The sequence below is a fragment of the Castellaniella sp. genome (genome assembly GCF_004321985.1).
GTDB lineage: Bacteria > Pseudomonadota > Gammaproteobacteria > Burkholderiales > Burkholderiaceae_B > Castellaniella.
Genome location: NZ_SCQN01000014.1, coordinates 156,364 through 182,253 on the forward strand (window position 1 = coordinate 156,364; position 25,890 = coordinate 182,253).

The 25,890-nt window shown below is 63.9% G+C and carries 25 protein-coding genes; 12 read left to right on the forward strand and 13 right to left on the reverse strand.

The features are described 5' to 3' along the window. Positions 1-38 precede the first annotated feature (38 nt). Positions 39-1,688 carry an electron transfer flavoprotein-ubiquinone oxidoreductase gene (locus EPN31_RS04175; protein ID WP_291769949.1) on the reverse strand — a complete coding sequence of 550 codons (1,650 nt, stop codon included), beginning with the start codon at positions 1,686-1,688 and terminating at the stop codon, positions 39-41. 144 nt (positions 1,689-1,832) lie between these two features. Here EPN31_RS04175 and EPN31_RS04180 point away from each other — a divergent pair, with 144 nt between their 5' ends. The 8 genes from EPN31_RS04180 (at position 1,833) to ftsB (ending at position 9,770) form a co-directional block, all read left to right on the forward strand. Beyond that, entirely contained in the window at positions 1,833-2,270 is a 438-nt protein-coding gene (locus EPN31_RS04180; protein ID WP_291769951.1) for a thioesterase family protein, read from the forward strand. 84 nt (positions 2,271-2,354) lie between these two features. Next, a complete protein-coding gene (locus EPN31_RS04185; protein ID WP_291769954.1) occupies positions 2,355-3,053 on the forward strand; it encodes a CoA transferase subunit A in 699 nt (232 codons plus the stop codon). 11 nt (positions 3,054-3,064) lie between these two features. Further along, positions 3,065-3,718 (forward strand): CoA transferase subunit B, encoded by a 654-nt coding sequence (locus tag EPN31_RS04190; protein WP_291769956.1) that lies wholly within the window; start codon positions 3,065-3,067, stop codon positions 3,716-3,718. Positions 3,719-3,728: 10 nt separating this feature from the next. Further along, positions 3,729-5,528 (forward strand): aminopeptidase P family protein, encoded by a 1,800-nt coding sequence (locus EPN31_RS04195; RefSeq protein WP_291769959.1) that lies wholly within the window; start codon positions 3,729-3,731, stop codon positions 5,526-5,528. Positions 5,529-5,573: 45 nt separating this feature from the next. Further along, a complete protein-coding gene (locus EPN31_RS04200; RefSeq protein WP_291769962.1) occupies positions 5,574-7,223 on the forward strand; it encodes a CTP synthase in 1,650 nt (549 codons plus the stop codon). Between the two features lie 8 nt (positions 7,224-7,231). Next, entirely contained in the window at positions 7,232-8,083 is an 852-nt protein-coding gene (gene kdsA / locus EPN31_RS04205; RefSeq protein ID WP_291769965.1) for a 3-deoxy-8-phosphooctulonate synthase, read from the forward strand. Positions 8,084-8,154: 71 nt separating this feature from the next. Beyond that, positions 8,155-9,441 carry a phosphopyruvate hydratase gene (eno, locus tag EPN31_RS04210; RefSeq protein ID WP_291769967.1) on the forward strand — a complete coding sequence of 429 codons (1,287 nt, stop codon included), beginning with the start codon at positions 8,155-8,157 and terminating at the stop codon, positions 9,439-9,441. Positions 9,442-9,458: 17 nt separating this feature from the next. Continuing rightward, complete coding sequence (gene ftsB / locus EPN31_RS04215) at positions 9,459-9,770, forward strand: cell division protein FtsB (RefSeq protein ID WP_291769969.1); 312 nt, start codon at positions 9,459-9,461, stop codon at positions 9,768-9,770. A gap of 95 nt (positions 9,771-9,865) precedes the next feature. Here the strand turns inward: ftsB and EPN31_RS04220 are convergent, their stop codons facing one another. From EPN31_RS04220 to rpmB, 12 genes are all read right to left on the reverse strand, one after another. After that, a complete protein-coding gene (locus tag EPN31_RS04220) occupies positions 9,866-10,837 on the reverse strand; it encodes a hypothetical protein (RefSeq protein ID WP_291769972.1) in 972 nt (323 codons plus the stop codon). 105 nt (positions 10,838-10,942) lie between these two features. Then, a complete protein-coding gene (locus tag EPN31_RS04225) occupies positions 10,943-11,884 on the reverse strand; it encodes an Hsp33 family molecular chaperone HslO (RefSeq protein WP_291769974.1) in 942 nt (313 codons plus the stop codon). A gap of 19 nt (positions 11,885-11,903) precedes the next feature. Beyond that, the gene (locus EPN31_RS04230) at positions 11,904-12,425 is read right to left on the reverse strand and encodes an RDD family protein (protein ID WP_291769976.1); all 522 of its coding nucleotides are present in this window, start codon (positions 12,423-12,425) and stop codon (positions 11,904-11,906) included. An 86-nt stretch (positions 12,426-12,511) separates the two neighbouring features. Then, complete coding sequence (locus EPN31_RS04235; RefSeq protein ID WP_291769978.1) at positions 12,512-12,703, reverse strand: hypothetical protein; 192 nt, start codon at positions 12,701-12,703, stop codon at positions 12,512-12,514. A gap of 97 nt (positions 12,704-12,800) precedes the next feature. Further along, entirely contained in the window at positions 12,801-14,363 is a 1,563-nt protein-coding gene (locus EPN31_RS04240) for a THUMP domain-containing protein (protein WP_291769980.1), read from the reverse strand. A 6-nt stretch (positions 14,364-14,369) separates the two neighbouring features. Next, complete coding sequence (locus EPN31_RS04245; protein WP_291769982.1) at positions 14,370-14,825, reverse strand: CopD family protein; 456 nt, start codon at positions 14,823-14,825, stop codon at positions 14,370-14,372. Continuing rightward, a complete protein-coding gene (locus EPN31_RS04250) occupies positions 14,789-16,048 on the reverse strand; it encodes a glutamate-5-semialdehyde dehydrogenase (protein WP_291769984.1) in 1,260 nt (419 codons plus the stop codon). Before EPN31_RS04250 ends, EPN31_RS04245 begins: the two co-directional genes overlap by 37 nt. A 27-nt stretch (positions 16,049-16,075) precedes the next feature. Continuing rightward, positions 16,076-17,128, reverse strand: a complete 1,053-nt coding sequence (gene holA / locus EPN31_RS04255; RefSeq protein ID WP_291769986.1) for a DNA polymerase III subunit delta — start codon at positions 17,126-17,128, stop codon at positions 16,076-16,078. Continuing rightward, a complete protein-coding gene (gene lptE, locus EPN31_RS04260; protein WP_291769988.1) occupies positions 17,128-17,757 on the reverse strand; it encodes an LPS assembly lipoprotein LptE in 630 nt (209 codons plus the stop codon). Before lptE ends, holA begins: the two co-directional genes overlap by 1 nt. Positions 17,758-17,762: 5 nt before the next feature. Then, a complete protein-coding gene (leuS, locus tag EPN31_RS04265) occupies positions 17,763-20,414 on the reverse strand; it encodes a leucine--tRNA ligase (protein WP_291769990.1) in 2,652 nt (883 codons plus the stop codon). Between the two features lie 143 nt (positions 20,415-20,557). Then, positions 20,558-20,725 (reverse strand): 50S ribosomal protein L33, encoded by a 168-nt coding sequence (gene rpmG / locus EPN31_RS04270; RefSeq protein WP_291769992.1) that lies wholly within the window; start codon positions 20,723-20,725, stop codon positions 20,558-20,560. 21 nt (positions 20,726-20,746) lie between these two features. Next, the gene (gene rpmB, locus EPN31_RS04275) at positions 20,747-20,983 is read right to left on the reverse strand and encodes a 50S ribosomal protein L28 (RefSeq protein WP_291769994.1); all 237 of its coding nucleotides are present in this window, start codon (positions 20,981-20,983) and stop codon (positions 20,747-20,749) included. Positions 20,984-21,229: 246 nt separating this feature from the next. Between rpmB and EPN31_RS04280 the strand changes: the two genes are divergently transcribed. The 4 genes from EPN31_RS04280 (at position 21,230) to EPN31_RS04295 (ending at position 25,887) form a co-directional block, all read left to right on the forward strand. Further along, the gene (locus tag EPN31_RS04280) at positions 21,230-22,489 is read left to right on the forward strand and encodes a class I SAM-dependent methyltransferase (RefSeq protein ID WP_291769996.1); all 1,260 of its coding nucleotides are present in this window, start codon (positions 21,230-21,232) and stop codon (positions 22,487-22,489) included. A 279-nt stretch (positions 22,490-22,768) separates the two neighbouring features. Further along, entirely contained in the window at positions 22,769-23,818 is a 1,050-nt protein-coding gene (locus EPN31_RS04285; protein WP_291769998.1) for an ABC transporter substrate-binding protein, read from the forward strand. Positions 23,819-23,828: 10 nt separating this feature from the next. Then, a complete protein-coding gene (locus EPN31_RS04290) occupies positions 23,829-24,683 on the forward strand; it encodes a proline/glycine betaine ABC transporter permease (protein ID WP_291770000.1) in 855 nt (284 codons plus the stop codon). 1 nt (position 24,684) lies between these two features. Then, entirely contained in the window at positions 24,685-25,887 is a 1,203-nt protein-coding gene (locus tag EPN31_RS04295) for a glycine betaine/L-proline ABC transporter ATP-binding protein (RefSeq protein WP_291770002.1), read from the forward strand. The last annotated feature ends 3 nt before the right edge of the window (positions 25,888-25,890 follow it).

A 25,890-nucleotide genomic window follows, 5' to 3' on the forward strand; every position in this document is an offset into this window, starting at 1 on the left:
CGGGTGCAAACGGCGTGCAGCGATGCCCGCCTTTTGCATCACATGCCGTTGTACACCGGTCCCTCGCCGCCCTGGGGTGTCACCCAGACGATATTCTGGGTGGGGTCCTTGATATCGCAGGTCTTGCAGTGGATGCAGTTCTGCGCGTTGATCTGCAGGCGATCCTCACCCGATTCGGTTTTCACGTACTCGTAGACCCCGGCAGGACAGTAACGCGCCTCGGGTCCGGCGAATTTCGCCAGGTTGACGGTCACGGGGACCGCGTCGTCCTTCAATTTGAGGTGAGCCGGCTCGTTCTCGTCGTGGTGGGTATTCGAGATGAAGACCGAGCTGAGCCGGTCGAAGGTGAGCTTGCCGTCGGGCTTGGGGTACGGGATGCGGGGGCATTCCGACGCGGGCTGCAGACAGGCGTGGTCGGCTTTGTGGTGGTGGATGGTCCAGGGAATGTTGCCCTTCAACAGCCACTGTTCCACCCCGGTCATCAGTGTGCCGACCGTGCGTCCCTTTTTGAACCACTGCTTGAAATTGCGGGATTTGTTCAGTTCGGCATGTAGCCAGGAACGTTCAAATGCGGCCGGGTAGGCCGTGAGTTCGTCGTGGCGGCGGCCCGCCGCCAGCGCGTCGAAGGCCGCTTCGGCCGCCAGGGCGCCGGTCTTGATGGCCGAGTGGCTGCCCTTGATGCGGGACGCGTTCAGCACGCCCGCCTCGCACCCCACCAGGACCCCGCCCGGGAAGCACATCTTGGGCAGCGAAAGCAGGCCGCCCGCCGTCAGCGAGCGTGCGCCGTAGGCGATGCGCTTGCCGCCCTCGAATGTGGTCCGGATGGCCGGGTGGGTCTTGTAGCGCTGGAATTCCTCGAAGGGCGACAGCCATGGGTTGGCGTAGTCCAGCCCCACGACCAAGCCCACGGCCACCAGGTTGCCGCTGAGGTGGTACAGGAACGAGCCGCCGTAGGTGTCGGCGTCCAGCGGCCAGCCCGCCGTGTGGGTGACCAGCCCCGGATGCGCTTGCGCGGGGTCCACTTCCCAGAGTTCCTTGATACCGATCGCGTAGCTTTGCGGGTCGCGGCCCGCGTCCAGCCGGAACTTCTCGATCAGCTCGCGTCCCAGATGCCCGCGTGAACCTTCCGCAAAGATGGTGTAGCGGCCCAGCAGTTCCATTCCGGGCTGATAGGCGTCCGTGTGGCTGCCGTCGCGCGCCACGCCCATGTCGCCGGTGATGACGCCGCGAACTGACTTTCCGGTCTCATCGTACAGGACGTGTGCGGCGGCGAAGCCGGGGAACACGTCCACGCCCATTGCTTCTGCCTGTTCTCCGAGCCAGCGGGTCACGTGTCCAAGGCGGACGATGTGGTTTCCGTGATTGCGGAAACAATCGGGCAGCAGCCATGCGGGGGTGCTGCGGGAAGCGGTCGGCGTGAGGAACAGGAAACGGTCCTCCGTCACCGGGGTGTCGAGTGGTGCGCCCCGTTCCTTCCAGTCCGGGATCAGTTCGGTCAGTGCGCGAGGATCCATGACACACCCCGAGAGGATATGGGTGCCGATCTCCGCTGCCTTCTCCAGCACACAGACGCTGACGTCCCGGCCCCGTTCCGTGGCGAGCTGCTTCAGCCGGATGGCCGCCGACAGGCCGGCTGGCCCCCCGCCGACGACGACCACGTCATATTCCATCGATTCGCGTTCAGTCATGGGTGGGTGGCTCCCGGAGTGGATTGGCACGGAGTGGGTCGGACGGGCAGCCGACCCACTGGCTGGTTGCCGGCCATTGTATTGCAGATCGTTATACTGGCGCTTGTCGCGGCTGTCGTGGCGATCATCATGAGGACCTGTGCGATGCCTTCGGAATCCGCTGAAATTCAACTGCCTTCCGGGACTTTCGAATCGCGGCTCGAACTGCGCTGGGGCGACATGGACGCGCTGCGCCACGTCAATAACACGATCTACTTCCGTTTTTTCGAAGAAGCGCGCGTCCGCCTGTTTGACCGTGTATATCCGGACGGCTTCTCGCAGCGCGCCATGTTGTTGGCCCACGCTTCGTGTGATTTTCTAAGGCCTCTGTTGTATCCTGCCTCTATCGTCGTGGGTCTGAAACTGACGCGCGTGGGCCGCACCAGCCTCGAGCTCGAGGGCCGGATCGCGGACGCGGGAGCGTCTGGGCTCGTCTATGCCCGGGGTGTTAGCGTCGTCGTCTGCGCGGATGCACAGACGCAGCGACCGGTCCCTTGGTCGGCCGAAGAACTTCAGGCCCTGCAGCGCTGTTTTTCAGAATGACAGGCGGCCGGCATGCGGGTATGTGACAGCCCGGTACCGGCTGCTTCCTGATTCTTGGTTGATTGGTCTTGAAGGAAACGTCGTATGGATAAAGTCTATAAAACTGCCGCCGACGCACTGCGCGGCGTGGTGGCCGACGGTCAGATGATCGCCGTGGGCGGGTTTGGCCTGTGTGGCATTCCCGAAGCCTTGATCGCCGCATTGCGGGATTCGGGCGTGCATGACCTGACTTGCGTCAGCAACAATGCCGGGGTGGATGATTTTGGGCTCGGCAAGCTGCTGGGCACTCGCCAGATCAGAAAGATGATCGCTTCGTACGTGGGCGAGAACAAGGAATTCGAACGCCAGTTTCTGGCGGGCGAACTGGAACTGGAATTCACGCCCCAGGGTACGCTGGCTGAAAAGCTGCGGGCGGGCGGTGCCGGCATTCCGGCGTTCTTCACGGCCACCGGGGTGGGCACCGTGGTGGCCGAGGGCAAGGAAACCCGCGAATTCGGCGGCCGCACATATCTGATGGAGCGCTCGATCGTGCCCGACGTGTCGCTGGTCAAGGCCTGGAAGGCCGATCGCAGCGGCAACCTGCAATTCCGCCGGACGGCGCGCAACTTCAACCCCAACGTCGCGATGGCTGGCAAGATCACCATCGTCGAAGTCGAGGAAATCGTCCCTACGGGCACGTTCGATCCCGACGAAGTGCATCTGCCGGGCATTTTCGTGCACCGCATCGTGCTGAATGCGCATCCCGAGAAGCGCATCGAACAACGTACTATCCGCAACGCATAAGGAGCACCACGATGGCATGGGATCGTGAACAGATGGCTGCGCGTGCAGCCAAGGAACTGAAAGACGGTTTTTATGTGAATCTGGGGATCGGGCTGCCGACCATGGTGGCCAATTACGTCCCCAAGGGCATCGAGGTCTGGTTGCAGTCCGAAAACGGCCTGCTGGGCATCGGCCCGTTCCCGAAGGAAGACGAGGTCGACGCCGACCTGATCAATGCGGGCAAACAGACGGTCACGACGTTGCCGGGTTCGTCGATCTTTGCATCGGCGGATTCGTTTGCCATGATTCGCGGTGGCAAGATCAACATCGCCATCCTGGGGGCCATGCAGGTCTCCGAGAAGGGTGATCTGGCCAACTGGATGATTCCGGGTAAAAAGGTCAAGGGCATGGGCGGCGCCATGGATCTGGTCGCAGGCGTGGGCAAGGTCGTAGTGCTCATGGAGCATGTGGCGCGCGCCAAGGACGGTACCGAAAGCCTGAAGCTGCTGCCGGAATGCACCTTGCCGCTGACGGGCGTGGGCGTCGTGGGCCTGGTCATCACCGACCTGGGTGTGATGGAAGTCACCCCGAATGGCCTGCGCCTGACCGAACTGGCGCCTGGCGTCACGGTAGACGAGATCAAGTCCAAGACCAGCGCCAAGTTGGACGTGTCGGCTGTCGCCTGAAGGAACGCGCATGAAACCCCTGGCAACGGCCGCAGCCCGCGTCGAAGCATTGCGCGGCCATCTGGCGCAGGCGGGCCTTCAGGCCTGCTGGGTGCCAACGGCGGATCCGCACCTGTCGGAATACCTGCCTGAGCACTGGATGGCGCGCGCCTGGCTGTCCGGGTTCGATGGCTCGGCGGGCGGCCTGCTGGTAGCGGCAGATTTTGCTGGTCTGTGGACCGACAGCCGCTATTGGGTCCAGGCCGAGCGCCAGCTCCAGGGCTCGGGGATCGTGCTCATGCGGGCCGGGGCGCCTGACGTACCGGATGTGCTGGACTGGATGTGCGCTCATCTGCGGGCCGGAGACCGGGTTGCGGTGGACGGCCGGGTGCTGGACTGTTCAACCGAACAGCGCTGGCGAGCGGCGTTACCGGATGCCGGGCTGGCCCTGGTGCTGGATCAGGACCCTGTCGGGGCGATCTGGGCCGGGCGTCCAGCCCTGCCGCAGGCCCCCATCCGCGAGCACCTCGCGCCTTACGCCTGCCGTACCCGTGCGGGCAATCTGGCGGCAGTGCGACAGGCGATGCAGGCCCAGGGGGCGACGCTGCATCTGATTTCGTCGCTGGACGATATCGCCTGGCTGCTCAATCTCCGGGGTGCGGATGTCGACCACAACCCGGTGTTTCTGGCGCATGCGCTGGTGGGGATGGACGGGGTCCGCCTCTATGTGGCGCCTGGCAAGATTCCAGCCGATCTGGCCGCCGTGCTGGCCACGGACGGGGTGGCCTTGCGTGACTATGATGCGCTGGCCGCCGACCTCGCGGCCTTGCTCGACAGCACGGTATTGCTTGTGGATCCCGCGCGTGTGACAGCCGGCACGCTGTCACACGCGGCCCGAGTTCACGTGGTCCGGGCCATCAACCCGTCGCAACTCCTGAAGTCCGTCAAGACCACCGCCGAGGCGGAACACATTCGCGAGACCATGGCGCAGGATGGTGCGGCGCTGTGCGAATTCTTTGCCTGGTTCGAGTCGGCCATGGCGGCCGGGGAATCCGTCAGCGAACTGGATGTGGACACCCATATCACTGCTGCGCGGGCGCGGCGGCCGGGATTCGTCTCCACGAGCTTCGCCACCATTGCGGCCTTCAATGCCAATGGCGCCATGCCGCACTATCAGGCCACCCCGGATTCGTTTGCCCAGATCCGGGGCGATGGGCTGTTGCTGATTGATTCCGGCGGACAGTATCTAGGCGGCACCACGGACATCACCCGGGTGGTGCCGGTGGGTTCGCCGTCGCAGGCCCAAAAAGAGGACTTCACGACGGTGCTGCGCGGCCACATCGATCTGGCCATGGCGCGCTTCCCCATGGGCACGCCATCTTCGGTGCTGGACACCCTGGCGCGCATGCCCCTGTGGCAACAGGGACTGGATTATGGGCACGGCACCGGGCATGGTGTGGGTTATTTCCTGAACGTCCACGAAGGCCCTCAATCCATTTCGGTGCGGGCTCATGCGCGGCCGCATCAGGACATGCTCGCTGGGATGCTGACCTCCAACGAGCCAGGCCTCTACCGGCCGGGCCATTGGGGGATCCGGATCGAGAGCCTGGTGCTGGCGGTGCCGGCGGAACAGACGGATTTCGGCGATTTCCTGCAGTTCGAAACCGTCACGCTGTGCCCCATCGACACCCGCTGCGTGGTGCGTGAGCGCCTCTCTGAAAACGAACGGGCCTGGCTGAATCAGTACCACCGCCAGGTGCGCGAGCGTCTGTTGCCGTTGGTGACGGGTACGGTGCGGGATTGGCTGATGGTTCGGACCGAACCGTTATAATCCAAATTTCCTGCTTCGTCCGGCGGTCCCGGGCGCCTATCCGACATGACCAAGTACGTATTCGTCACAGGGGGGGTTGTTTCCTCTCTGGGCAAGGGCATTGCTGCGGCGTCGCTCGCCGCTATTCTGGAATCCCGCGGGCTGCGGGTCACGATGCTGAAACTGGATCCCTACATCAATGTGGATCCTGGCACGATGAGCCCGTTTCAGCATGGCGAGGTCTTCGTCACCGAAGACGGCGCCGAAACCGATCTGGATCTGGGTCATTACGAGCGCTTCGTGTCGACCAAGATGCACAAGGTCAACAACTTCACCACTGGCCAGATTTACGAATCCGTACTGCGCAAGGAGCGCCGGGGCGACTATCTGGGCAAGACAGTCCAGGTGATCCCGCACATCACCAACGAAATTCAAGACTTCATTGCGCGTGGGGCCAAGGCTGCCTGGAATGGCCAGGCCGATGTGGCTATCGTGGAAATCGGCGGGACCGTGGGCGATATCGAATCGCTGCCTTTCCTCGAAGCCGTGCGCCAGATGAGCCTGCGGCTGGGCCGCAATCAATGCGCTTTCGTGCACCTGACGCTGGTGCCGTTCATCGCGTCGGCAGGTGAGCTCAAGACCAAGCCCACGCAACACTCGGTCCAGAAGCTGCGTGAAATCGGCATCTATCCGAACGCCTTGCTGTGCCGCGCCGATCGACCGGTTCCGGACGAAGAGCGCGCCAAGATTTCGCTGTTTTCCAACGTACCCCAGGACGCCGTCATTTCGGTCGCCGATGCGGATTCCATCTACAAGATTCCGGCCATGCTGCATGCGCAGGGACTGGACAGTCTGGTCTGCGACGCGCTGGCGCTGACGCCGCCGCCGGCGGATCTGACGGTCTGGGATCGGCTGGTGCGCGATTTGGAAAACCCGCGCGACTCGGTGACGATCGGGATGGTCGGGAAGTACGTGGATCTGACCGAATCCTACAAGTCCCTGTCCGAGGCGCTGATCCACGCGGGGATCCATACGCATTCGCGGGTGCATATCGAATATCTGGATTCCGAGGAAATCGAACGCGATGGCGTCGCCTGCCTGGCCGGCCTGGACGCGATCCTGGTGCCGGGCGGCTTCGGCAAGCGCGGTACGGAAGGCAAGATCAAGGCCATCCAGTATGCGCGCGAGAACGGCATTCCCTATCTGGGGATCTGCCTGGGGATGCAGCTTGCAGTCGTGGAATTCGCGCGTCACGTTGCTGGCCTGGGCGGGGCCAACAGCACGGAATTCGATCCTTCGGCGCCTCATCCCGTGGTCGCACTGATCACCGAATGGCAGGATCGTGAAGGCCGCGTCGAGCACCGCGACGGCGATTCCGATCTGGGCGGCACCATGCGCAAGGGCGCGCAGCGCTGCCCGGTCAAGCCGGGCACTCGGGCCCACGAGATCTACGGCGACACGGTCAACGAACGGCACCGCCATCGCTACGAGGTCAACAACGTGTATGTGAACCGGCTGGAACAGGCCGGCATGGTCATCAGCGCCCGCACACCGACCGAGAACCTGCCCGAGATCATGGAGATCCCCAGCCATCCTTGGTTCATGGGGGTGCAGTTCCACCCTGAATTCACTTCCACGCCGCGCGACGGGCATCCGTTGTTCACCAGCTTTGTTCAGGCTGCACTGGCCTATCAGCAGCGTCAGGCAAAGCACTAGGAGCCACCATGCAACTGTGCCATTTCCAGGCGGGCCTCGATCAACCGCTGTTCGTGATTGCCGGTCCATGCGTCATCGAATCACGCGAACTTGCATTCGAGACGGCGGGCATCCTGAAGGAAATGACGCAGTCGCTGGGGATCCCCTTCATCTACAAGAGCTCATTCGACAAGGCCAACCGCAGTTCGGAGACATCGTTTCGCGGCCCGGGCATGGACCGCGGTCTGGCGATTCTGGAAGATGTGCGCAAGTCGCTCAATGTGCCGGTGCTGACGGACGTCCACGAGGCCGGGCAGGCGCGCGAGGTCGCCGCGGTAGTCGATGTGCTGCAGACGCCGGCCTTCTTGTGCCGCCAGACGGATTTCATCCACGCGTGCGCGGCGACGCTCAAGCCTGTCAATATCAAGAAGGGGCAGTTCCTGGCACCCGAGGACATGGTCCAGGTCGTGGTCAAGGCCCGCGCAGCCGCCGTTGCGGCCGGGGGTGACGGGCAGAACATCCTGGTATGCGAGCGTGGTGCTTCGTTCGGCTATCACAATCTGGTATCCGACATGCGTTCGCTGGCCATCATGCGGGATACGGGCTGCCCGGTGGTGTTCGACGCCACTCACTCGGTGCAGTTGCCCGGCGGGCAGGGGACGCGCTCCGGCGGGCAGCGGGAATTCGTGCCGGTGCTGGCGCGCGCGGCGGTTGCGGCGGGCGTGGCGGGGGTCTTCATGGAGACTCACCCCGATCCCGACAAGGCGCTGTCCGACGGACCCAATGCGGTGCCGCTGGATCAGATGCGCGGGCTGCTGGAGACGCTGGCCGCGCTGGATCGTTGTGTCAAGCGGGGTGGAGCGCTGCAGCGCTCCCTGTGAATGTCGCGAACCCCGGTACAATATTCGGGTCTTTAGAATCGTATCCACCCTCAAGGCAGGACTGTCAGACCATGAGCGCAATCGTAGACATCATCGGACGTGAAATCCTAGACTCGCGCGGCAACCCCACCGTGGAATGCGATGTATTGCTGGAATCCGGCGCGATGGGCCGTGCGGCCGTGCCGTCGGGCGCCTCCACCGGCTCGCGCGAGGCCATCGAGCTGCGGGATGGCGACGAGACCCGGTACTCGGGCAAGGGCGTGCTGCATGCCGTGGAGCACGTCAACACCGAGATCTCCGAGGCGCTGATGGGGCTGGATGCCCAGGAGCAGACCTTCATCGACCGTACGCTGATCGATCTGGATGGCACCGAAGACAAGAGCCGGCTGGGTGCCAATGCGATCCTGGCCGCCAGCATGGCGGTGGCGCGGGCCGCGGCCGACGATGCCGGCCTGTCTCTGTACCGGTATTTCGGCGGCAGCGGCCCCATGCAGATGCCGGTGCCCATGATGAATGTCATCAATGGCGGGGTGCATGCCAACAACACGCTGGATCTGCAGGAGTTCATGATTCTGCCGGTGGGGGCATCCAGCTTCCGCGAAGCGCTGCGCATGGGTGCGGAAATCTTTCATGCACTGAAAAGGATCATCGGCAAAGCCGGTATGTCCACGGCGGTGGGCGACGAGGGCGGCTTTGCCCCCAACGTGGCCAACCACGAGGCAGCGATCGGACTGATCTTGAAGGCAATCGGCGAAGCCGGCTACGAGGCCGGCTCCCAGGTCCTGCTGGGCCTGGATTGCGCAAGCTCTGAATTCTATCGGGATGGCAAATATCATCTGGCAGGAGAAGGCGGCATTTCGCTGAATTCGCGCGACTTTGCCAATTTGCTCGCGTCCTGGTGCGACAAATACCCCATCGTTTCCATCGAGGACGGCATGGCCGAAGACGACTGGGACGGCTGGCAACTGCTGACCGAGCAGCTTGGCCGGAAGGTCCAGCTCGTGGGCGACGACCTGTTCGTGACGAACACCCGGATCCTGAAACAGGGTATAGAGCGCGGCATTGCCAATTCGATCCTGATCAAGATCAACCAGATCGGCACGCTGACGGAAACCTTTGCCGCCATCGAGATGGCGAAACGGGCCGGCTACACCGCCATCATTTCGCACCGCTCGGGTGAAACTGAGGATTCCACGATCGCCGACATTGCCGTGGCGACCAACGCGATGCAGATCAAGACGGGCTCCTTGTCGCGATCCGACCGGATGGCCAAATACAACCAGTTGCTGCGCATCGAGGAAGAGCTGGCCGAAGTCGCCGCCTACCCCGGCACGTCGGCTTTCTACAATCTGCGCTGACCGCGGCGGACACGGCCATGCGCCTGCTCTGCCTGGTTCTTCTGGCTCTGGCACTCGCCACCCAGTATCCGCTGTGGTGGGGCAAGGGCGGGTGGCTGAGCCTGCGCAGTCTGCAGACGCAGGTCAATGTCGAGGCCGACAACAATCAGGCGCTGACAGCCCGCAACAACGCCCTGGCCGCTGAAGTCCAGGACCTGAAGACTGGGACCTCAGCGGTCGAAGAGCGGGCGCGCAGCGAGCTGAACATGATTCGCGAAGGCGAATATTTCGTGCAGATCCTGCCGCCTGAGACCGCTACTCCCCCCAACGCCGGCTCCGTCACCCGATAGCGTGGGGTCGATCGGCGGCCGATCGGCGGCCGGTGTTCGCGCCAGTATCCTGTCCGGTTGATCCGTATAAGGACGAGCATCGGTCGAACGTGATGCTACAGTCCACAGAGGTCTTCGTTGATCGGCGTCCCGGTTTCCGGGTCGGCCCCGGGGGCCGATCCTCCACCGTCTGAACCAGATCTGCCTTGCTCGTCGAAGACGTTCGGTGGGGGATTCGCGCCCCCGTGTCCGTTGCCTGCCGTGCTGCTCCCAGGGGAGGGCGAGTCTGCCGAGGTTTGTGGCGGGATGTCTGCGCCGGCAGGATACGACGGTGCCGGGTTCCGCAGCGGCTGTGCTTCGTGGGTGATGCGGCCGTCGGGCAGGTCCGGCCAGTCGGCCGGATCCGATTGCATGGCAACGGTCACCGTCCGCCGGAAGGGCAGGTACCCGGCGGCCATCCATTGGCGGTTGCGGGGATCGCGGGCCAGCGGCGCCAGTGTTTTCATCAGGATGGCCGCGCCCGGAAACAGCGGTTTGTGGGGCCACCGCAGGGCAATTCTGAGCGTATTGGCCTCGTGGATGGTGAGCCCCGACAGCGGGCCCCGTCCTTGCGGCCATCCCTGGGCCTGGCGCCTGGCGTGTTGTGCGGCCTGGTGGTCGTTGCGGATCAGGGGCTGCCGGTCTCCCTTTGCCGGTCCCTGCAGCGTTGGATCGGCGTGATCCACAAACGCTTTGCGGTCGGGAAGCTGGACGACGATGTGCCAGGGCAATCCCAAGTCCTGGTGACGCCTTGCCAGGACCCGGCTGACCTCGCCAGGCGCGGGGTGGAGACGGTGCAGTCCCTGTTCGAATGCGCGCGCCATGGCTGCGGGCTCGGCCTGGCGCGTCGTCCCGACGCGGGCGGTGTCCAGCAGGATCAGGCTGAGCGCCTGCCGAAGCTGCATCCAGTACGCGAGCTCGACGCCCCCCAGCCCCAGCCAGATCACGGGGATGGCGGTCGCCAGGAACCCCATCATGCTCATCCCCTGCTGGGCGCGGGCCGGCACAAGGGGACAGGCAAGTGGTGGATGTGTGCGTGCGGTCGTCATGCTGGCCATTCTGGCGTGCATGACGACTTCGCGGATACTGTGGAAACTGCGGCTGGATAAATGGGTCCTGCGGCAGTGGCAGTGGGAAGAGCCCGGGCGACGCCGCTAATGCAGCAGGCCGGAGCCTGGCGCCTGCACTGGCTGGGTGCCTTCGGCGAACAGCGCGGCACAGTCCACGGCGTCGAATTCGTAGGGCTTGCCGCAAAAATCGCAGCCGATGTGGACATGGCCCTGTTCGGCCAGGATACTGTCGATTTCGGTCTGGCCCAGGGTGCGCAGCATGTTGGCCACCCGTTCGCGCGAGCAGGCGCAATGCCAATGGACGGCCTGTGGCGCGAAGGAGACCAGGTCGTCCTGCCAGAACAGCCGGTGCATGAGCGCATCGGTCGTCAGATCCAGCAGTTCCGGGCTGGCAACCGTATCAGCCAGCGTCGTGCAGTGTTCCCAGGTCCGGTCTTCGTCGTCGGTGTGCTGCTCGGCTGACTGTCCTCCGCCGTGCTGGCTGCTGGGCATGCGCTGCAGCAGCAACCCCGTGCAGAATCGGTCGTTGGCGGCCAGCCAGAGACGCGTGTCCAGCTGTTCGGAGTGCTTCATGTAGTATTCCAGCGCGTGCGCCACGCTATCGCCTTCCAGCGGCACGATCCCCTGGTAGAGGCTGGTACCTTCGCCGCGCCGGGAAGGGTCCAGCATGACCGTGAAGCGGCCCTTGCCGTCCGGGTTCACCAGCGCCTGCAGGCCTGCGTCTTCAGGCGGGGCTGCCGCGGCATCCCGCAGGTGTGCAGTGGCCCGCAACTCCAGCGCCCCCGTGCATTCCGCCACCATCAGACTGACGGGGCCGCTGCCCTGGATCTGCAGGACCACGGAGCCATCGAATTTGATGTTGCCGGCCAGCAGGACGCAGGCGGCCGATAGCTCGCCCAGCAGGCGGGTCACGGCCGCCGGCAGCTTCTGGTGCGCCAGACCGTCCTGCCAGGCCTGCGACAGCCTGAGCAACTGGATGCGCGTGCTGTGGTCGGTGGTCAGATATTTCTTCAGCGTATCGGTCATGGGGTTTCGGCTGATCTGCTCAGGATCCGGCGTCGGGCCGGTTCAGGTCATGCAGTTCGGTGCCCAGCAGGCGGTCGTGCAGAAATTGGCCCTGGGGGTCGAACCACGTCCAGATGAAGATGGAGAATGGCGCCAGTACGATCAGCATGTCAAATGGCGGCCAGGCCAGTGCCCGGGAAATGGCTCCCACCAGCAAGCCCGTCAGCAGCGGGAGGGGCCAGATGAGCAGATAGCGCAGCAGCAGGCGCGAGCCGCGCAATGGCCGCGCCCCGCGATCGGTCAGGCGGATGGCCCAGGTCTTCATGGGTAGCGTCTGGCCGCCTTTGCGCCAGCAGGCAATGAAGTACAGGCCGATGGCCAGGAACAGAAAAACCTGCCGGGTGTGGCGCAGCATGAGACCGCTGCGGCTCTGGGTGAGTGTGTCGAACACGTAGCCCGCCAGGAACACGACACCAAAGAGCAGCACGCCTTCGTACATCATGCAGGCGAACCGCCGCAGGCGCGCCGGAGCGATGGGGATGGGCGAGGGAGTGTCAGACATGGTTTTAGCGGATTTCAAACCCGCAATTATCGCCCAGAAACACAGAGGCCGCCCGGTGGGCGGCCTCGTCTGCGGACCTGAGCGCCTTAATGGGCGGTATGGGCCGTATGGTGCATCAGCCGGACTTCCGGTGCCCTGAAGAAGCTGGCGATCTTTTGGAACAGGTGTCCGATCGCGCGGTCAAGGGCGTAGCTTTGCTGATTGGCGATCGCTTCTTGCAGAAGTTCACGTTCCAGAGCGTCGGTCAGACGCACATCGAAGTTTTCCAGGTTCTTCATAGCAAGCCTCTTTGCTTGAAAATGAGCGTTTCGCTCAACTGGAAGCATTATAGGGTTAACCCTAGTATCGTGCAAGTCTCGTGGTAGAAAAGAGACTTCAGTCCGACTCTTGAGACCCCGACGCCTCAGACGCGCCATCGGCCGGGTCCCGGTAGCCCGCGCTCACCAGTTCGAACTGGAACAGCCGGCAGTCCAGGTCGCCGTTGTACAGCGGGTAGCGCCGCCGCGCCTTGAGCCGCAGGCGCTTCGGGAAGTCCAGGTCGCTGGTGATGACGTTCAGCCGCCAGCCGCCGTAGTGGCGCTTCAGGTGGGTTGCCCATTGTGACCAGAGATCGGCGTCTTCCTCGCTCAGGCGTTCGCCATAGGGCGGGTTGGTGACGATCCAGCCTGCGTCGCCGGGCGCCGGCAGCGCTCGCGCGTCGCAGACTTCGAAGCGGATGGCTTCGGGACCCAGGTGGGCGCGCTCCACGTTCGAGCGGGCAGCCGCGATGGCGGCCGGTTGCAGATCGCAGCCCACGATGGGCTGCTCGAGCCGGGTGGCAATCCTGGCCCTGGCGTCGTCCTTCAGGTCACGCCATAGCCGCGCATCGTGGGAACGCAACCGTTCGAATCCGAAGGGGCGCCAGATCCCGGGCGGTACGCCCAGCGCGATCCAGGCCGCTTCGATCAGGATGGTGCCGCTGCCACAGAACGGATCCAGCAAAGGGGAATCGGGCGTCCAGTCCGACAGTGCGAGCATTCCTGCTGCGAGGTTCTCTCGCAGCGGTGCTTCGCCCTTGTCCAGGCGCCAGCCCCGCTTGAAGAGCGATTCGCCTGAGACGTCCAGATACAGTGTGGCGGAATGCGCGTCCAGGAACAGATGAACTCGAGCATCCGGGCGCACGGTGTCGATATCCGGCCTGGCGCCTTCGAGTTCGCGCAGGCGGTCGCAGATGCCGTCCTTGGTCCGCAAGTTGCAATACTGCAGGCTCTGCATCGGGCTGCGGATGGCGGAAGTGTCCACGCGCAGCGTCTGTTCTGCGCCGAACCAGCGCTCCCAGGGCGTCTGCCGGGCCAGTTCCAGGATGTCGTCTTCCGTGTGGACGTCCGCGTGCGCGACCTGGACCAGGATGCGCGTGGCCAGTCGGGAATACAGATTCGCCCGCAGGATGCTGGTCCAGTCGGCCTGGAAGTGACAGCCCGCCCGGCCGGCCTGCACCGATTCGTAGCCCAGCGCCTGCAGCTCCAGCGACAGGGCTTCTTCCAGGCCGTGCGGGCAAGGGGCGAAGACGGTGAAGGTTTCGGTGATGCGCGGTGCTCGCGGGGTTCGCGGCTTGCGCTGGATGCGCGGTTCGGAAGGTGCCTCGGACAGTGATTCAGCGACCACCTGTTCCGCGGCGCGCGACGACGGACTCTCGCGTTGTGCGTCGCGGGGAGGGCGACGAGGGGCTGCATGCGGGTGCTGTTGCTCCGTATGCGGACCCTGTGGCCGCTTGCGGGCTTCGCTGCGGGGTGCCGCGTCGGTCGCCGACGGATTGGCCTGTTGCGCGTGCTGCCGCAGCGCGGCTTGCCGCGCGCGGGCGCCAGCGCGCGGGCGGTCCTTGCGTTCGGGTGTGGTGGAGTCGCGGCTCGTGCTGCGCGGCTTCAGGCTCAGGGTCTTGCGGGATGGCGTATCGCTCATGATGACTCAGAAGGGTTTGGTGACCACCAGGATCAGGATCAGCAGGAGCAGCACCACGGGGATTTCGTTGAAGATGCGAAAGAACCGGTGCGAGTGGGCGCAGGTGTCCGACTCAAAGGCTCGGAGGTAGTGGCGACACGCCAGGTGGTCGGCGATCAGCAGCACGACGAACAGCAGCTTGGCGTGCATCCAGCCTTGTCCCTGGCCGATGCCGTAAATCAGCCACAGCCAGAGGCCCATGATCAGCGCAAGGACCCCCAGCGGCGTCATGAAGCGGTAGAGCCGTTGGGCCATTCCCAACAGGACCGCTCGGGTGCCAGCATCGGTAGTCTGCGCCAGGTTCACATAGATTCGCGGCAGATAGAACAGCCCCGCGAACCATGAGACGACGAACAGGATGTGGAAGGTCTTGACCCAGAGCACGCTCAGCCCCGCACCTGACCGTCGCCGGTCAAAACCCATTTCTGCATGGTGAGGCCTTCCAGCCCCACGGGGCCGCGCGCGTGCAGGCGGTTCGTGGAAATACCGATTTCCGCGCCCAGGCCGTACTCGAAGCCATCGGCGAAGCAGGTGGGCAGGTTCACATAGACGGAACTGGAATCGACTTCGCGCTGGAACCGCTGAGCGGCCGCCAGGTCTTCGGTCACGATGGATTCGGTGTGCTCGGAGCCGTAGCGCGCGATGTGGTCCATTGCCTGCTCCAGCGAGTCCACGACACGCACGGCGAGGATGGGTGCGAGAAACTCCGTGGCCCAGTCTTCTTCGGTTGCGGGAACCGACTGCGGCAGCAGCGCTGCTGCGCGTGGATCCGCCCGCAGCTCCACGCCCAGCTCGGTGAAGCGGGCGCCTGCGCGTGGCAGCCATTGAGGCGCGATCTGATCGTGCACCAGCAGGGTTTCCATGGCGCCGCAAATCCCGGTGCGGTAGGTCTTCGCGTTGATGGCGATGGCCAGGGCCTTTTCCGGATCGGCTGCCTTATCCACATACACATGGCAGTTGCCTTCGAGGTGCTTGATGAGCGGCACGCGTGATTCGGCGGACAGCCGTGCGATCAGGTTCTTGCCTCCGCGCGGAATGATGACGTCGATGAAGTCGGTCAGCGTGATCATCTCGCCCACCGCGGCCCGGTCCGTCGTGGGCACGACCTGGACGGCGTGCGTGGGCAGGCCCGCTGCGCGCAGGCCTTCCTGGATGATTTCGCCCAGCGCCCGGTTCGAGTGGAAGGCCTCGCTGCCCCCGCGCAGGATGGTTGCGTTGCCCGATTTGAGACACAACGCGGCGGCGTCTATGGTCACGTTCGGGCGGGATTCGTAGATGATCCCGATGACGCCCAGTGGCACCCGCATGCGCGCCACGCGCATGCCGTTGGGGCGTATGGTGGTTTCGCTCAGGCTGCCGATGGGATCGGGCATGGCTGCGATCTGTGACAGGCCGGTGGCCATGCTGTCCAGCGCCTTGTCCGAGAGGCGCAGGCGGTCGATGAGAGGATCCGCCAGTTGCTGGTCCGCCGCCTCCTTCAGATCATGGGCGTTTTGCGCTTGCAGCCAGGCGCGGCGGGCCTGCAGCCCATCGGCCATGGCCAGCAGTGCCGTGGATTTCATCGCCCCCGTCGCCATGCGCATGGCGCGTGCGGCTTCCCGGGCCTGGCGGCCCAGGGTCTGCATGGAGAAACTGCTGTCGTTCATAGAAAATCCGCGTGAAATTCGGTAAGGTCAGGTGCGGGGGGCGCCTGCCGTGGCCATGCGCATCACCAGCCTGGCAAGCTCATCCCAAGGGTCGCTGAGCCGACCCTCGACCGGTACGCCTTTGATCATACGATCGATTTCGTGGACGTGCCGTAGCGCCGGCGGCCAGACCGCCGCCGGAATTCGCCTCAGGGCCTGGCGTGCCAGCCGTTCGCGTGCGCCGAAGATCCGGTTGGCACGCAGGCCGGCGTCCAGATTGGCCGGCCCCAGATCGGATATCCGGCCCAGGATCCGGATTTCCTCGCCCACCGCCCACAGGACCAGCAGCAGCGCTTCGCCTTCGGCACGCAGGCCTTCGAGCACCGTCAGGGCCCGGTCTGCCTGACCCAGCAGCATGGCATCGCGCAGGTCATAGAGATTGTAGCGGGCGACGTTCAGCACGGCCGCCTGGACCTGTTCCGGCGACAGCGCGCCGGCAGGATAGATCAGGGCGAGTTTCTGAATTTCCTGGTGTGCGGCCAGCAGGTTGCCCTCGACCTTTTCGGCCAGCCAGGCGAGTGTCTCCCGGTCCGTGCCTTGTTCCTGGCGGCGCAACCGATCGGCGATCCAGGCGGGCAGCGTGTCTCGCGGAATGCCGGGAATGTCGATCCAGTGCGTCTGCTGGCGCAAGGTGGTGACCCACTTGCTCTGTTGCGTGGCGCGGTCCAGCGCCGGCAGCTGGATCAGGAGGCGCACGTCGGGCAGCTGTCCTTTGGTCGCCAGCGACGCGAGGTTCAGCAGGGCGTCGGCGCCCGTCTTGCCCGGCTTGCCGCCCGGCAGGCTGACTTCCAGCAGGCGCAGATCCCCGAACAGCGAGCTGTTGCGTGCAGCCGCCAGCACCGGGCTCCAGTCGCTGCGCGCATCCATCACCCAGTGGCTGCGTTCGGTGCAGCCCAGCCGTGCCGCGCTGGCGCGGAATGCGTCCACGGTCTCGGTCAGCAGCAGAATCTCTTCGCCGGCAAGCACACAGCAGGCCGGGAGTTCTGGCGCGCTGGTCAGCTGCTCCAGGGTGCGATTGAAATCCTGGACCCGGTTGTTCATCAGGGTAATGAGCCTGGCGTGCCGGGGATGCGGGGGGTGCCCGGATGGCGCTGGCGGTTGATCTCGGTGCTCGGGATGGGCACCACGGGCCGGTGATCCGCGTTGCGGTAGGCTTCTTGTACGTCAGGGGCGCTCATGCGGCGCAGGATCTGGTCGATCAGGCTGTTGCGCATGTCTTTGAAAGTGCGCGTGATTTCGCTGTCTTTGGCCTGGACGATGTTGACGTTGTAGGGCAGTTCGCGAACGCTGTGCAGGACGGTCGGTGCGAGCAGTACATGGCCGGCCTTGTCCAGCAGCTCGAAGCTGAAGTTCAGATCCAGTTCGTATTCGTCGACCTGGCCCTGCGCGTTGATGGAAAGCTGGCGCAGGCCCTGGTCGTCGGAAATCTGGTGCAGATAGACTTCCGCCTGGCTCCGGTCTTCGATGAAGCGGGTGTCGGGCGAGTTGGCTTCCACGGCACGGCGCAGGCGAGCGCCGAACTCGGAATCCAGGTTGATGTTGGTAAACAGGGTCTTGAAGGGCAGCGGCGTGGCGGCCTTCAAGTGAAAGCCGCAGGCGCTCAGCACGGCCAGGCAGGGCAGGGCCAGGCACAGTCTGCGGGTTCGCTGGAATTGTTCGGAAACGGCCATGTGCATCATCCCACCACGTTCACCAGACGCCCGGGGACCACCACGATGCGTTTGGGCGGACGGCCTTCCAGAAAACGCCCGACAGCCTCGTGGCTTCGGGCCAGCGCATCGATGGCTGCCTTGTCAGCGTCCTGTGGGACGGTGATCTGACCGCGCATCTTGCCGTTGACCTGCAGGACCAGTTCCACGGTCTCGGCCTTCAGGGCTGACGCGTCGACTTGCGGCCATGGCGCATCCAGCAGATCGCCGAGCGCATCGGCGAAGCCGAGCTCACGCCAGAGCTGCCAGGTGATGTGCGGCACGACCGGGTACAGCACGCGCAGGAGAATGGACGCCGATTCGACAATCGCCGTGCCGTCGGCGCCCTCGTGGGTGGCTGCTTCCAGCGTGTTGAGCATTTTCATCGCGGTGGAGACCACGGTGTTGTACTGGATGCGCTGGTAGTCGTAGTCGGCCTGGCGCAGCAAGGTGTGGATCTGACGCCGCAGCGCCAGGCCCTGGTCCCCGAGCTGGCTCCAGTCGGCTGTTCCCTGGTGGGTGCGGATGACGTCGTGGTGGGCATGACCGAATGCCCACAGGCGTCGCAGGAACCGGTGTGCGCCCTCGACTCCGGAGTCCGACCATTCCAGCGTCTGTTCGGGCGGGCTGGCGAACATGACGAACAGGCGCGCCGTGTCGGCGCCCATGGTTTCGATCAGCGACTGCGGGTCGACGCCGTTGTTTTTGGACTTCGACATGGTGCCGATGCCGCCGTAGTCCACCGTGGAACCGTCGGATTTCAGGCGGGCGCCGGTAATCGCGCCCTTGTCGTCAGTGATATTTTCGACCTGGTCGGGCCAGAAGTATTCGATGCCGCCGCGTTCGTTGCGGCGCGAATAGATGTGGTTCAGAACCATGCCCTGGCACAGCAGCCGCGTGAACGGTTCGGAGAACTTCAACATGCCCAGGTCGCGCATCACGCGCGTCCAGAAGCGCGCATACAGCAGGTGCAGCACGGCATGTTCGATGCCGCCGATGTACTGGTCCATCGGCATCCAGTAATTGTTCCGGGCGTCCACCATGGCCTGGTCATTGCCGGGCGAGGTGTAGCGCATGAAGTACCAGGACGAGTCGATGAAGGTGTCCATGGTGTCGGTTTCTCGACGCGCGGCCTTGCCGCAGCGGGGACACTGGCAGGACAGGAAGGCTTCGTTGCGGGCCAGCGGATTGCCGGTGCCGTCCGGCACCAGGTCTTCGGGCAGCCGGACGGGCAGGTCTGCTTCCGGCACCGGTACCGGGCCGCAGTCCGGGCAATGAATGATGGGGATGGGGGTCCCCCAGTAGCGCTGTCGCGAGATACCCCAGTCGCGCAGGCGCCAAGTGGTGCGCAGCTCGCCCAGCCCCATGGCCTGCAGGTCGGCCGCCACTGCCTGAATGGCCGCGCTGGTGGTCAGGCCGTCGTATTTGCCGGAATTCACGGTATGGCCGACCTGCTTGTCGGCGTACCATTCCTCCCAGGCGTCGGTGGAATAGGTCTGTCCGTCCGCGGCGATGACCTGGCGGATCGGCAGGTCATATTTGCGCGCAAATGCGAAGTCGCGCTCGTCGTGTGCGGGCACGCCCATCACGGCGCCGTCGCCGTAGCTCATGAGCACGTAGTTGCCTACCCAGACAGGGACGGGTTGGCCGGTCAGCGGGTGTGTGACGGTCAGCCCGGTGGGCAGGCCTTCTTTTTCGCGCGTGGCCAGTTCGGCTTCGGTCGTGCCGCCCTTGCGGCAGGATTCGATGAAGGCTGCCAGGTCGGGGTTGTTGCGGGCCGCGTGCGCCGCGAGCGGGTGTTCTGGTGCCACCGCGCAGAAAGTCACCCCCATGATGGTGTCGGCGCGCGTGGTGAAGACGTGCAGGAGCCCGTCCTGGATGAGGGTGCCATCGCTGTTGTGGATATCGTGGCGGAAGGCGAAGCGCACACCTTCGCTGCGGCCCAGCCAGTTCTCCTGCATCAGGCGCACGCGATCGGGCCAGCCCGCCAGGCTGCCGTCTTCCAGTGTGGTGAGCAGCTCGTCTGCGTAGTCGGTGATGCGCAGGTAGTAGCCAGGGATCTCGCGCTTTTCGACCAAGGCGCCCGAGCGCCAGCCGCGTCCGTCGATCACCTGTTCATTGGCCAGCACCGTCTGGTCCACGGGGTCCCAGTTGACGATCTGGGTCTTGCGGTAGGCAATGCCCTTTTCCAGCATCTTCAGGAACAGCCACTGATTCCATTTGTAGTAGTGCGGATCGCAGGCGCACATCTCGCGCGACCAGTCGATCGCCAGCCCCATGGCCTGCATCTGCTTCTTCATGTAGGCGATGTTGTCGTATGTCCATTTGGCGGGCGGCACGCCATATTTCATGGCCGCGTTTTCCGCCGGCATGCCGAACGCATCCCAGCCCATGGGCATGAGCACGTTGTACCCGCGCATGCGCAACTGGCGCGCCATCATGTCGTTGATGGTGTAGTTGCGCACATGTCCCATGTGCAGCTTGCCGCTGGGGTAGGGCAGCATCGAGCAGGCGTAGAACTTCGGTTTGGGGGAACCGTCTCGGCCCTTGGCGTCTTCCGTGACGCGGTACACGTCGTCTGCACGCCAGTGTGCCTGGGTGTCGGATTCAACCTGGGTGTGGAGGTAACGTTCCTGCATGGGTCTGTCTGTGGAGTGAATGGGAAAAGGCAAGCCTTGCATTATAGGCTGCGGGGCTGGATTCCGGACCGGCAAAAAAAACCCCGCGACAGGGCGCGGGGTCTTCGAGAAACCGGTGAGACGATCCGGGAGAGGTGCCCGGATTATTTCAGCTTGGTTTCCTTGTAGTCGACGTGCTTGCGCGCAACCGGATCATACTTTTTGATCAACATCTTTTCCGGCATGTTGCGTTTGTTTTTCGTCGTCGTGTAGAAGTGGCCCGTTCCTGCGGAGGATTCGAGCTTGATCTTTTCGCGAGCGCCTTTTGCCATGATGTGCTCCTATGCGGCCGTTCAGGCCAGTTCGCCGCGGGCGCGCAGGTCGGCCAGCACGACGTCGATGCCGTTCTTGTCGATGGTGCGCAGGGCTTTGGTGGATACGCGAAGGCGTATCCAGCGGTTCTCGGATTCAACCCAGAACCGGCGCGATTGCAGGTTGGGCAGGAAACGCCGCTTGGTCTTGTTGTTCGCATGCGAGACGTTATTGCCCACCATTGGGCTTTTGCCGGTTACTTGGCATACGCGTGCCATGGTCCCACCTCTGTTTGTCTGTCAGGAAAGCCCTGCATTCTATACTGAAAATCCGTGGTAAATCAAGCAGGTCTCGTGCGGCGGGGTGCCCAGGCGCCATGGAGTGCACCGGATGCAGGGCCCGGTCGTGCCTTCGTGCGAAATCGTTACCCCGCACGAAGCGGCCAGAATGGCGCCTGAAGGGCTTGGCTCGCCGATGTTTGGCGCTATATTAACAGGGTCCTGTTCGCACTGAGGGAGGCTCTGTTGAGCGCGATTACGTCCATCATCGAGAAAAAACTCGGGTCATTGGCCATGCCGGTATCGCTAGAGATGCCGGACGGAGAAAAGATCGGCGCAGCCGACCCCACGATCCGCCTACGCATCAAGGACGCATCCGTCCTGACCCATTTCGCGGCTGGCCAGGTCGGGGTGTTGGGCGAAGACTACGTCGAAGGAAAGTTCGACTTCGAGGGTTCCATGCGTGACCTGATGCGCATGGCGGCCACCATCCTGCCGGGCTCCCCGATCGATGCCTCGCAGCTAGGTTGGCTGTCCGGTTTCGTGCGCCGCATGATCTCGGTCTGGCACCATTCCATGGAACGGGACGCGCGTCAGATCGAATTTCACTACGACCTGTCCGATGACTTCTACGCTCTATGGCTGGATCCGCGCCGCGTGTATTCCTGTGCCTACTATAAAGAGGCCGACTACACGCTGGCCCAGGCTCAGAATGCCAAGCTGGATCATATCTGCCGCAAGCTGGCGCTGAAACCCGGTGAGCGGTTCCTGGACTGTGGCGGCGGCTGGGGCGGCCTCATGCTGTGGGCCGCCGAAAATTACGATGTGGACGTCACCGGCATCACCCTGTCGCACAATCAGCATGCGTATGTGAACGATCTGATCCAGAAAAAGGGGCTGTCCGGGCGCGTGCGCTTCGAATTGCTGGATTATCGCAAGCTGGATGAGACCAAGCCATTCGACAAAATTGCCTCGGTGGGGATGTTCGAACACGTGGGGCGTGCCCAGCTGACAGGATACTTCTCCAAACTGCGCCGCCTGGTCCGACCCGGCGGCCTGATCATGAATCACGGCATCACCGCCGGCGGCCTGAGCAACACTGAGCTGGGCAACGGAATGGGGGATTTCATCGAAAAGTTCATCTTCCCGGGTGGCGAGCTGTCGCATGTCCATTACGTCATGCAGACCATCGCCGAAGCGGGCCTGGAAGCGGTCGACGTGGAGAACATCCGTCCCCACTATGCCCGCACGCTCTGGGCCTGGAGCGATGCCCTGGAGCAGCATCTGGGTGAGGCTCGTACGCTGCTCAATACGCCTTCGGCCGAGCGCTCGCTACGCGCCTATCGCATGTATCTGGCCGGGTGCGCGATGGGGTTCGAGCACGGTTGGGTCGCTCTGCATCAGATCCTCGCGCAGCATGTCCCGACTGGCCGCTCCGATGAACTCGATTACCCTCGGGATCTCGCCTATCCCTGGCGCCGTGACTACATTTATGTAGACCGTTGAATCCGTCACGCGTCCCCCGTTTTCCGGTCCGTTCAGGCCCGGAAAACGGGATCTTGGTTTATTTTCTGTTATCCTGAATTAAAGTAACGCTTCTGCTGTAGTACTGGATTTCAATTCTGGCGGTGCCGTCTCCGGTCCCGCCTGTCCATCCGGCGCCATGTGGCGCCAGTAGTGCCGGTATGTATTGGCGGTCTCCCCGGCCGTCTTCCGCACACCCTCCCCTAAGCTATGGCGTTGGACGCTTGCGTCCTGCGTCTCCGTAACCCAAAGGAGGCTTCAATGTCTGTTCCTTGTTCCCTGCCGCCACGCGCGGCTCTTCCCTGGTCCCGTGCTTTTCTGGGGCTGGCGCTGTCCGCATCGCTGAGCGTGCTGTCCTTGGCGCCGGTTACGGCGCAGGCCGCCGGCACACCCGAATGCGAGCTGCATCGCCCCATGCGCTTTGGCGGCATGAACTGGGAATCCAACCTCATGCTGGTCGAAATCGAGCGTTTCATCGTCAAGCATGGCTATGGTTGCGATACCGAGGTTCTGCCGACCGATACGCTGCTGGCCCTGGCTTCGCTGGAGCGCGGCGATCTGGACATCAACAGCGAGCTCTGGCTGAACAGCACGCTGGAGCCCTGGGACAAGGCGAAGGCTACCGGCAAGGTCAAGCGCATTGGCGATCTCTTCAACGGCCAGGAAGCTTGGTACATCCCGAAGTACACGGCCGAGCGCCTGCCGGGCCTGAAAAAGGCGTCGGATCTGCCCAAGTACTGGAAGGAGTTCAAGGACCCCGAGGAACCGACCAAGGGCCGTTTCTACACTTGCCCGGCCGGTTGGGCGTGCGAAATCATCAACGGCAATCTCTATAAGGCCCTCGGCCTGGAGAAGACCTATACGCTGTTTTCTCCAGGTACCGGTGCCACCCAGAAGGCGGCTTTGATGTCGGCCTATCAGCGCAAGCAGAACATTGTGTTTTATTATTGGTCGCCGACCCCGTTGGTCGGGGCGCTCGATCTGGTGAAGCTCAAGCTGCCCCCCTATGATCCAGCCAAGCAGAAATGCCTGACCGACGCCGACTGCGCTGATCCGCAGGCCACCGACTTTCCGGACAACCCCGTCTTCACGGCTGTGAACACCAAGTTCGCCGAACAGGCGCCGACGCTCATCGCCTTCCTGTCCAAAGTCAAGATTCCGCTGGCGGTCGAGAACGAAGCCATGGCCTACATGGAGAAGAACGAGGCGGAACCCAAGGATGCGGCGCTCTGGTTCCTGAAGAACAAGCAGGATGTCTGGGCCCAGTGGCTGCCCGCCGACGTGACGGGGCGGGTCAAGGCGGCACTCTGAGGGGGCTGCCATGTTTCCTGAACTGATTTCGGCGCGGGAGCTGCAGCGGCCCATTGACGTTTTCGTCAATGGGCTGGTGAACCAGTATTCCGACGTCCTTCGCGCGCTGACCCAACCTCTGCTGGATCTGCTGATCTGGTCTGACAATCTGCTGCGGCATTCACCCTGGTGGGCCATCATTGCCGTGATCATGGGTGTGGCCTGGCTGGCCAGCCGCAAATGGCGCTTCAGCCTGGCCATGGGCGGCCTGCTGGCGCTCCTGGGGGCCATCGGCCTCTGGGAGCCGTCCATGCAGACGCTGTCCCTGATGCTGGTGGCGGTGGCGATTTCCGTCATGCTGGGGATCCCCGTGGGCATCGCCATGGCGAGTTTCCGCTGGGTGCGTGCCGTGATGTTGCCGATCCTGGACGTGATGCAGACCATGCCCAGCTTCGTCTACCTGATCCCGGTGGTGATGCTGTTCAACCTGGGCAAGCTGGCGGCGCTGTTTGCCACCGTCGTCTATGCCGTGCCGCCGGTCATCCGCCTCACCGATCTGGGCATCCGGCTGGTGGACGCAGAGGTGCTGGAGGCTTCGCGCGCGTTTGGCGCGAGCCGCACCCGCCAGTTGTTCGGCGTCCAGCTGCCGCTGGCGCTGCCCAACATCATGGCCGGCATCAACCAGACCACCATGATGGCGCTGGCCATGGTGGTGATCGCCTCCATGATCGGCGTGCGCGGGCTGGGCTACGAGGTGCTCCAGGGCATCAACCGCTTGCAGGTGGGCCGTGGGCTGCTGGCCGGCCTGGGCATCGTGATCCTGGCCATCATCTTTGACCGGATCACGCAGCAGTTCGGCCGTCGCCACCAGAAGCGGGGGAACTGACATGAACAAGATCGAGGTCCACAACATCTACAAGATCTTCGGCCCGCATCCGGATCGCTGGATGGGCGCCGCGCGTGACGGGGTGTCCAAGGACGCCTTGCTCGAGCGCAGCGGCCACACGCTGGGGCTGCGCAACATCAGCCTGTCGATCGAGGCGGGTCACATCCACGTCATCATGGGCCTTTCCGGTTCCGGGAAGTCCACGCTGATCCGCCATTTCAACCGCCTGATCGAGCCCAGCGCCGGGCAGATCCTGGTGGATGGCGTGGACGTGATGGGGCTCAAGCCGCGTGAACTGGAAAAATTCCGTCAGCAGAAGATGAGCATGGTGTTCCAGCGCTTCGGGCTGCTGCCGCACCGGACGGTGCTGGACAACGTCGCCTATGGGCTCACGGTGCGCGGCGTGCGGCGGTCGGAGCGTGAGGCGCGGGCGCACCACTGGCTGGAACAGGTGGGACTGACCGGGTTTGAATCGCAGTACCCGTATCAGCTGTCAGGCGGGATGCAGCAGCGGGTGGGGCTGGCCCGGGCGCTGGCCACCGATGCGGAAATCCTGTTGATGGACGAGGCCTTTTCGGCGCTGGATCCCTTGATTCGTCACGAAATGCAGGACCAGTTGCTGGCACTGCAGGCTCAGCTGAACCGGACCATCGTGTTCATCACGCATGATTTGGACGAAGCGCTGCGGCTGGGTAACCGGATCGCGATTCTGAAGGACGGCGAACTCGTCCAGGAGGGCACGCCCGAGGACATTCTGCTGTCACCGGCCAACGATTACATCGAGGCGTTCCTGCAGGACGTCAACCGGGGCAAGGTGCTCAACGCTTCCCATGCCCTGGTGGAACGGACGCTGACCCTGACCATGCGCACGCAGCCCGTGCATGCGCTGGAGCGCCTGGTGGCCCGGGGTTACAGCTATGTGACCGTACTCGATGGCAAGCGGCTGGCGGGTGTGCTCATGCGCGCGGATGCGCAGCGTGCAGTCAGGGAGGGCGCGCGCGACATCTCGCGCCATCTGTCGGACATGGCCTCGGTGCCCGCATCGGCGGGCCTGGACGAAGTTCTGGCCCGGTTGTTGTGCAATCCGGAGCCCGTCGCCGTGACAGACGACCAGGGTGATTTCATCGGCGTCCTGTCGCGCAGCAAGGTCGTGGAACTGGTCACACCCAGTGCAAGCGGCGAGCCGCCCCAGCAGGCTGCCTGAGCG

Coding starts and splice junctions, on each gene's coding strand:
- EPN31_RS04190 (WP_291769956.1), top strand. CDS start 3,065: ATGGCATGGGATCGTGAACAGATGGCTGCGCGTGCAGCCAAGGAACTG.
- holA (WP_291769986.1), bottom strand. CDS start 17,128: ATGAACAACCGGGTCCAGGATTTCAATCGCACCCTGGAGCAGCTGACC.
- EPN31_RS04245 (WP_291769982.1), bottom strand. CDS start 14,825: ATGGGTTTTGACCGGCGACGGTCAGGTGCGGGGCTGAGCGTGCTCTGG.
- leuS (WP_291769990.1), bottom strand. CDS start 20,414: ATGCAGGAACGTTACCTCCACACCCAGGTTGAATCCGACACCCAGGCA.
- EPN31_RS04235 (WP_291769978.1), bottom strand. CDS start 12,703: ATGAAGAACCTGGAAAACTTCGATGTGCGTCTGACCGACGCTCTGGAA.
- EPN31_RS04285 (WP_291769998.1), top strand. CDS start 22,769: ATGTCTGTTCCTTGTTCCCTGCCGCCACGCGCGGCTCTTCCCTGGTCC.
- EPN31_RS04175 (WP_291769949.1), bottom strand. CDS start 1,688: ATGACTGAACGCGAATCGATGGAATATGACGTGGTCGTCGTCGGCGGG.
- ftsB (WP_291769969.1), top strand. CDS start 9,459: ATGCGCCTGCTCTGCCTGGTTCTTCTGGCTCTGGCACTCGCCACCCAG.
- lptE (WP_291769988.1), bottom strand. CDS start 17,757: ATGGCCGTTTCCGAACAATTCCAGCGAACCCGCAGACTGTGCCTGGCC.
- EPN31_RS04250 (WP_291769984.1), bottom strand. CDS start 16,048: ATGAACGACAGCAGTTTCTCCATGCAGACCCTGGGCCGCCAGGCCCGG.
- EPN31_RS04180 (WP_291769951.1), top strand. CDS start 1,833: ATGCCTTCGGAATCCGCTGAAATTCAACTGCCTTCCGGGACTTTCGAA.
- EPN31_RS04240 (WP_291769980.1), bottom strand. CDS start 14,363: ATGAGCGATACGCCATCCCGCAAGACCCTGAGCCTGAAGCCGCGCAGC.
- EPN31_RS04220 (WP_291769972.1), bottom strand. CDS start 10,837: ATGACGACCGCACGCACACATCCACCACTTGCCTGTCCCCTTGTGCCG.
- EPN31_RS04185 (WP_291769954.1), top strand. CDS start 2,355: ATGGATAAAGTCTATAAAACTGCCGCCGACGCACTGCGCGGCGTGGTG.
- EPN31_RS04230 (WP_291769976.1), bottom strand. CDS start 12,425: ATGTCTGACACTCCCTCGCCCATCCCCATCGCTCCGGCGCGCCTGCGG.
- EPN31_RS04295 (WP_291770002.1), top strand. CDS start 24,685: ATGAACAAGATCGAGGTCCACAACATCTACAAGATCTTCGGCCCGCAT.
- rpmG (WP_291769992.1), bottom strand. CDS start 20,725: ATGGCAAAAGGCGCTCGCGAAAAGATCAAGCTCGAATCCTCCGCAGGA.
- EPN31_RS04200 (WP_291769962.1), top strand. CDS start 5,574: ATGACCAAGTACGTATTCGTCACAGGGGGGGTTGTTTCCTCTCTGGGC.
- EPN31_RS04225 (WP_291769974.1), bottom strand. CDS start 11,884: ATGACCGATACGCTGAAGAAATATCTGACCACCGACCACAGCACGCGC.
- rpmB (WP_291769994.1), bottom strand. CDS start 20,983: ATGGCACGCGTATGCCAAGTAACCGGCAAAAGCCCAATGGTGGGCAAT.
- EPN31_RS04290 (WP_291770000.1), top strand. CDS start 23,829: ATGTTTCCTGAACTGATTTCGGCGCGGGAGCTGCAGCGGCCCATTGAC.
- kdsA (WP_291769965.1), top strand. CDS start 7,232: ATGCAACTGTGCCATTTCCAGGCGGGCCTCGATCAACCGCTGTTCGTG.
- eno (WP_291769967.1), top strand. CDS start 8,155: ATGAGCGCAATCGTAGACATCATCGGACGTGAAATCCTAGACTCGCGC.
- EPN31_RS04195 (WP_291769959.1), top strand. CDS start 3,729: ATGAAACCCCTGGCAACGGCCGCAGCCCGCGTCGAAGCATTGCGCGGC.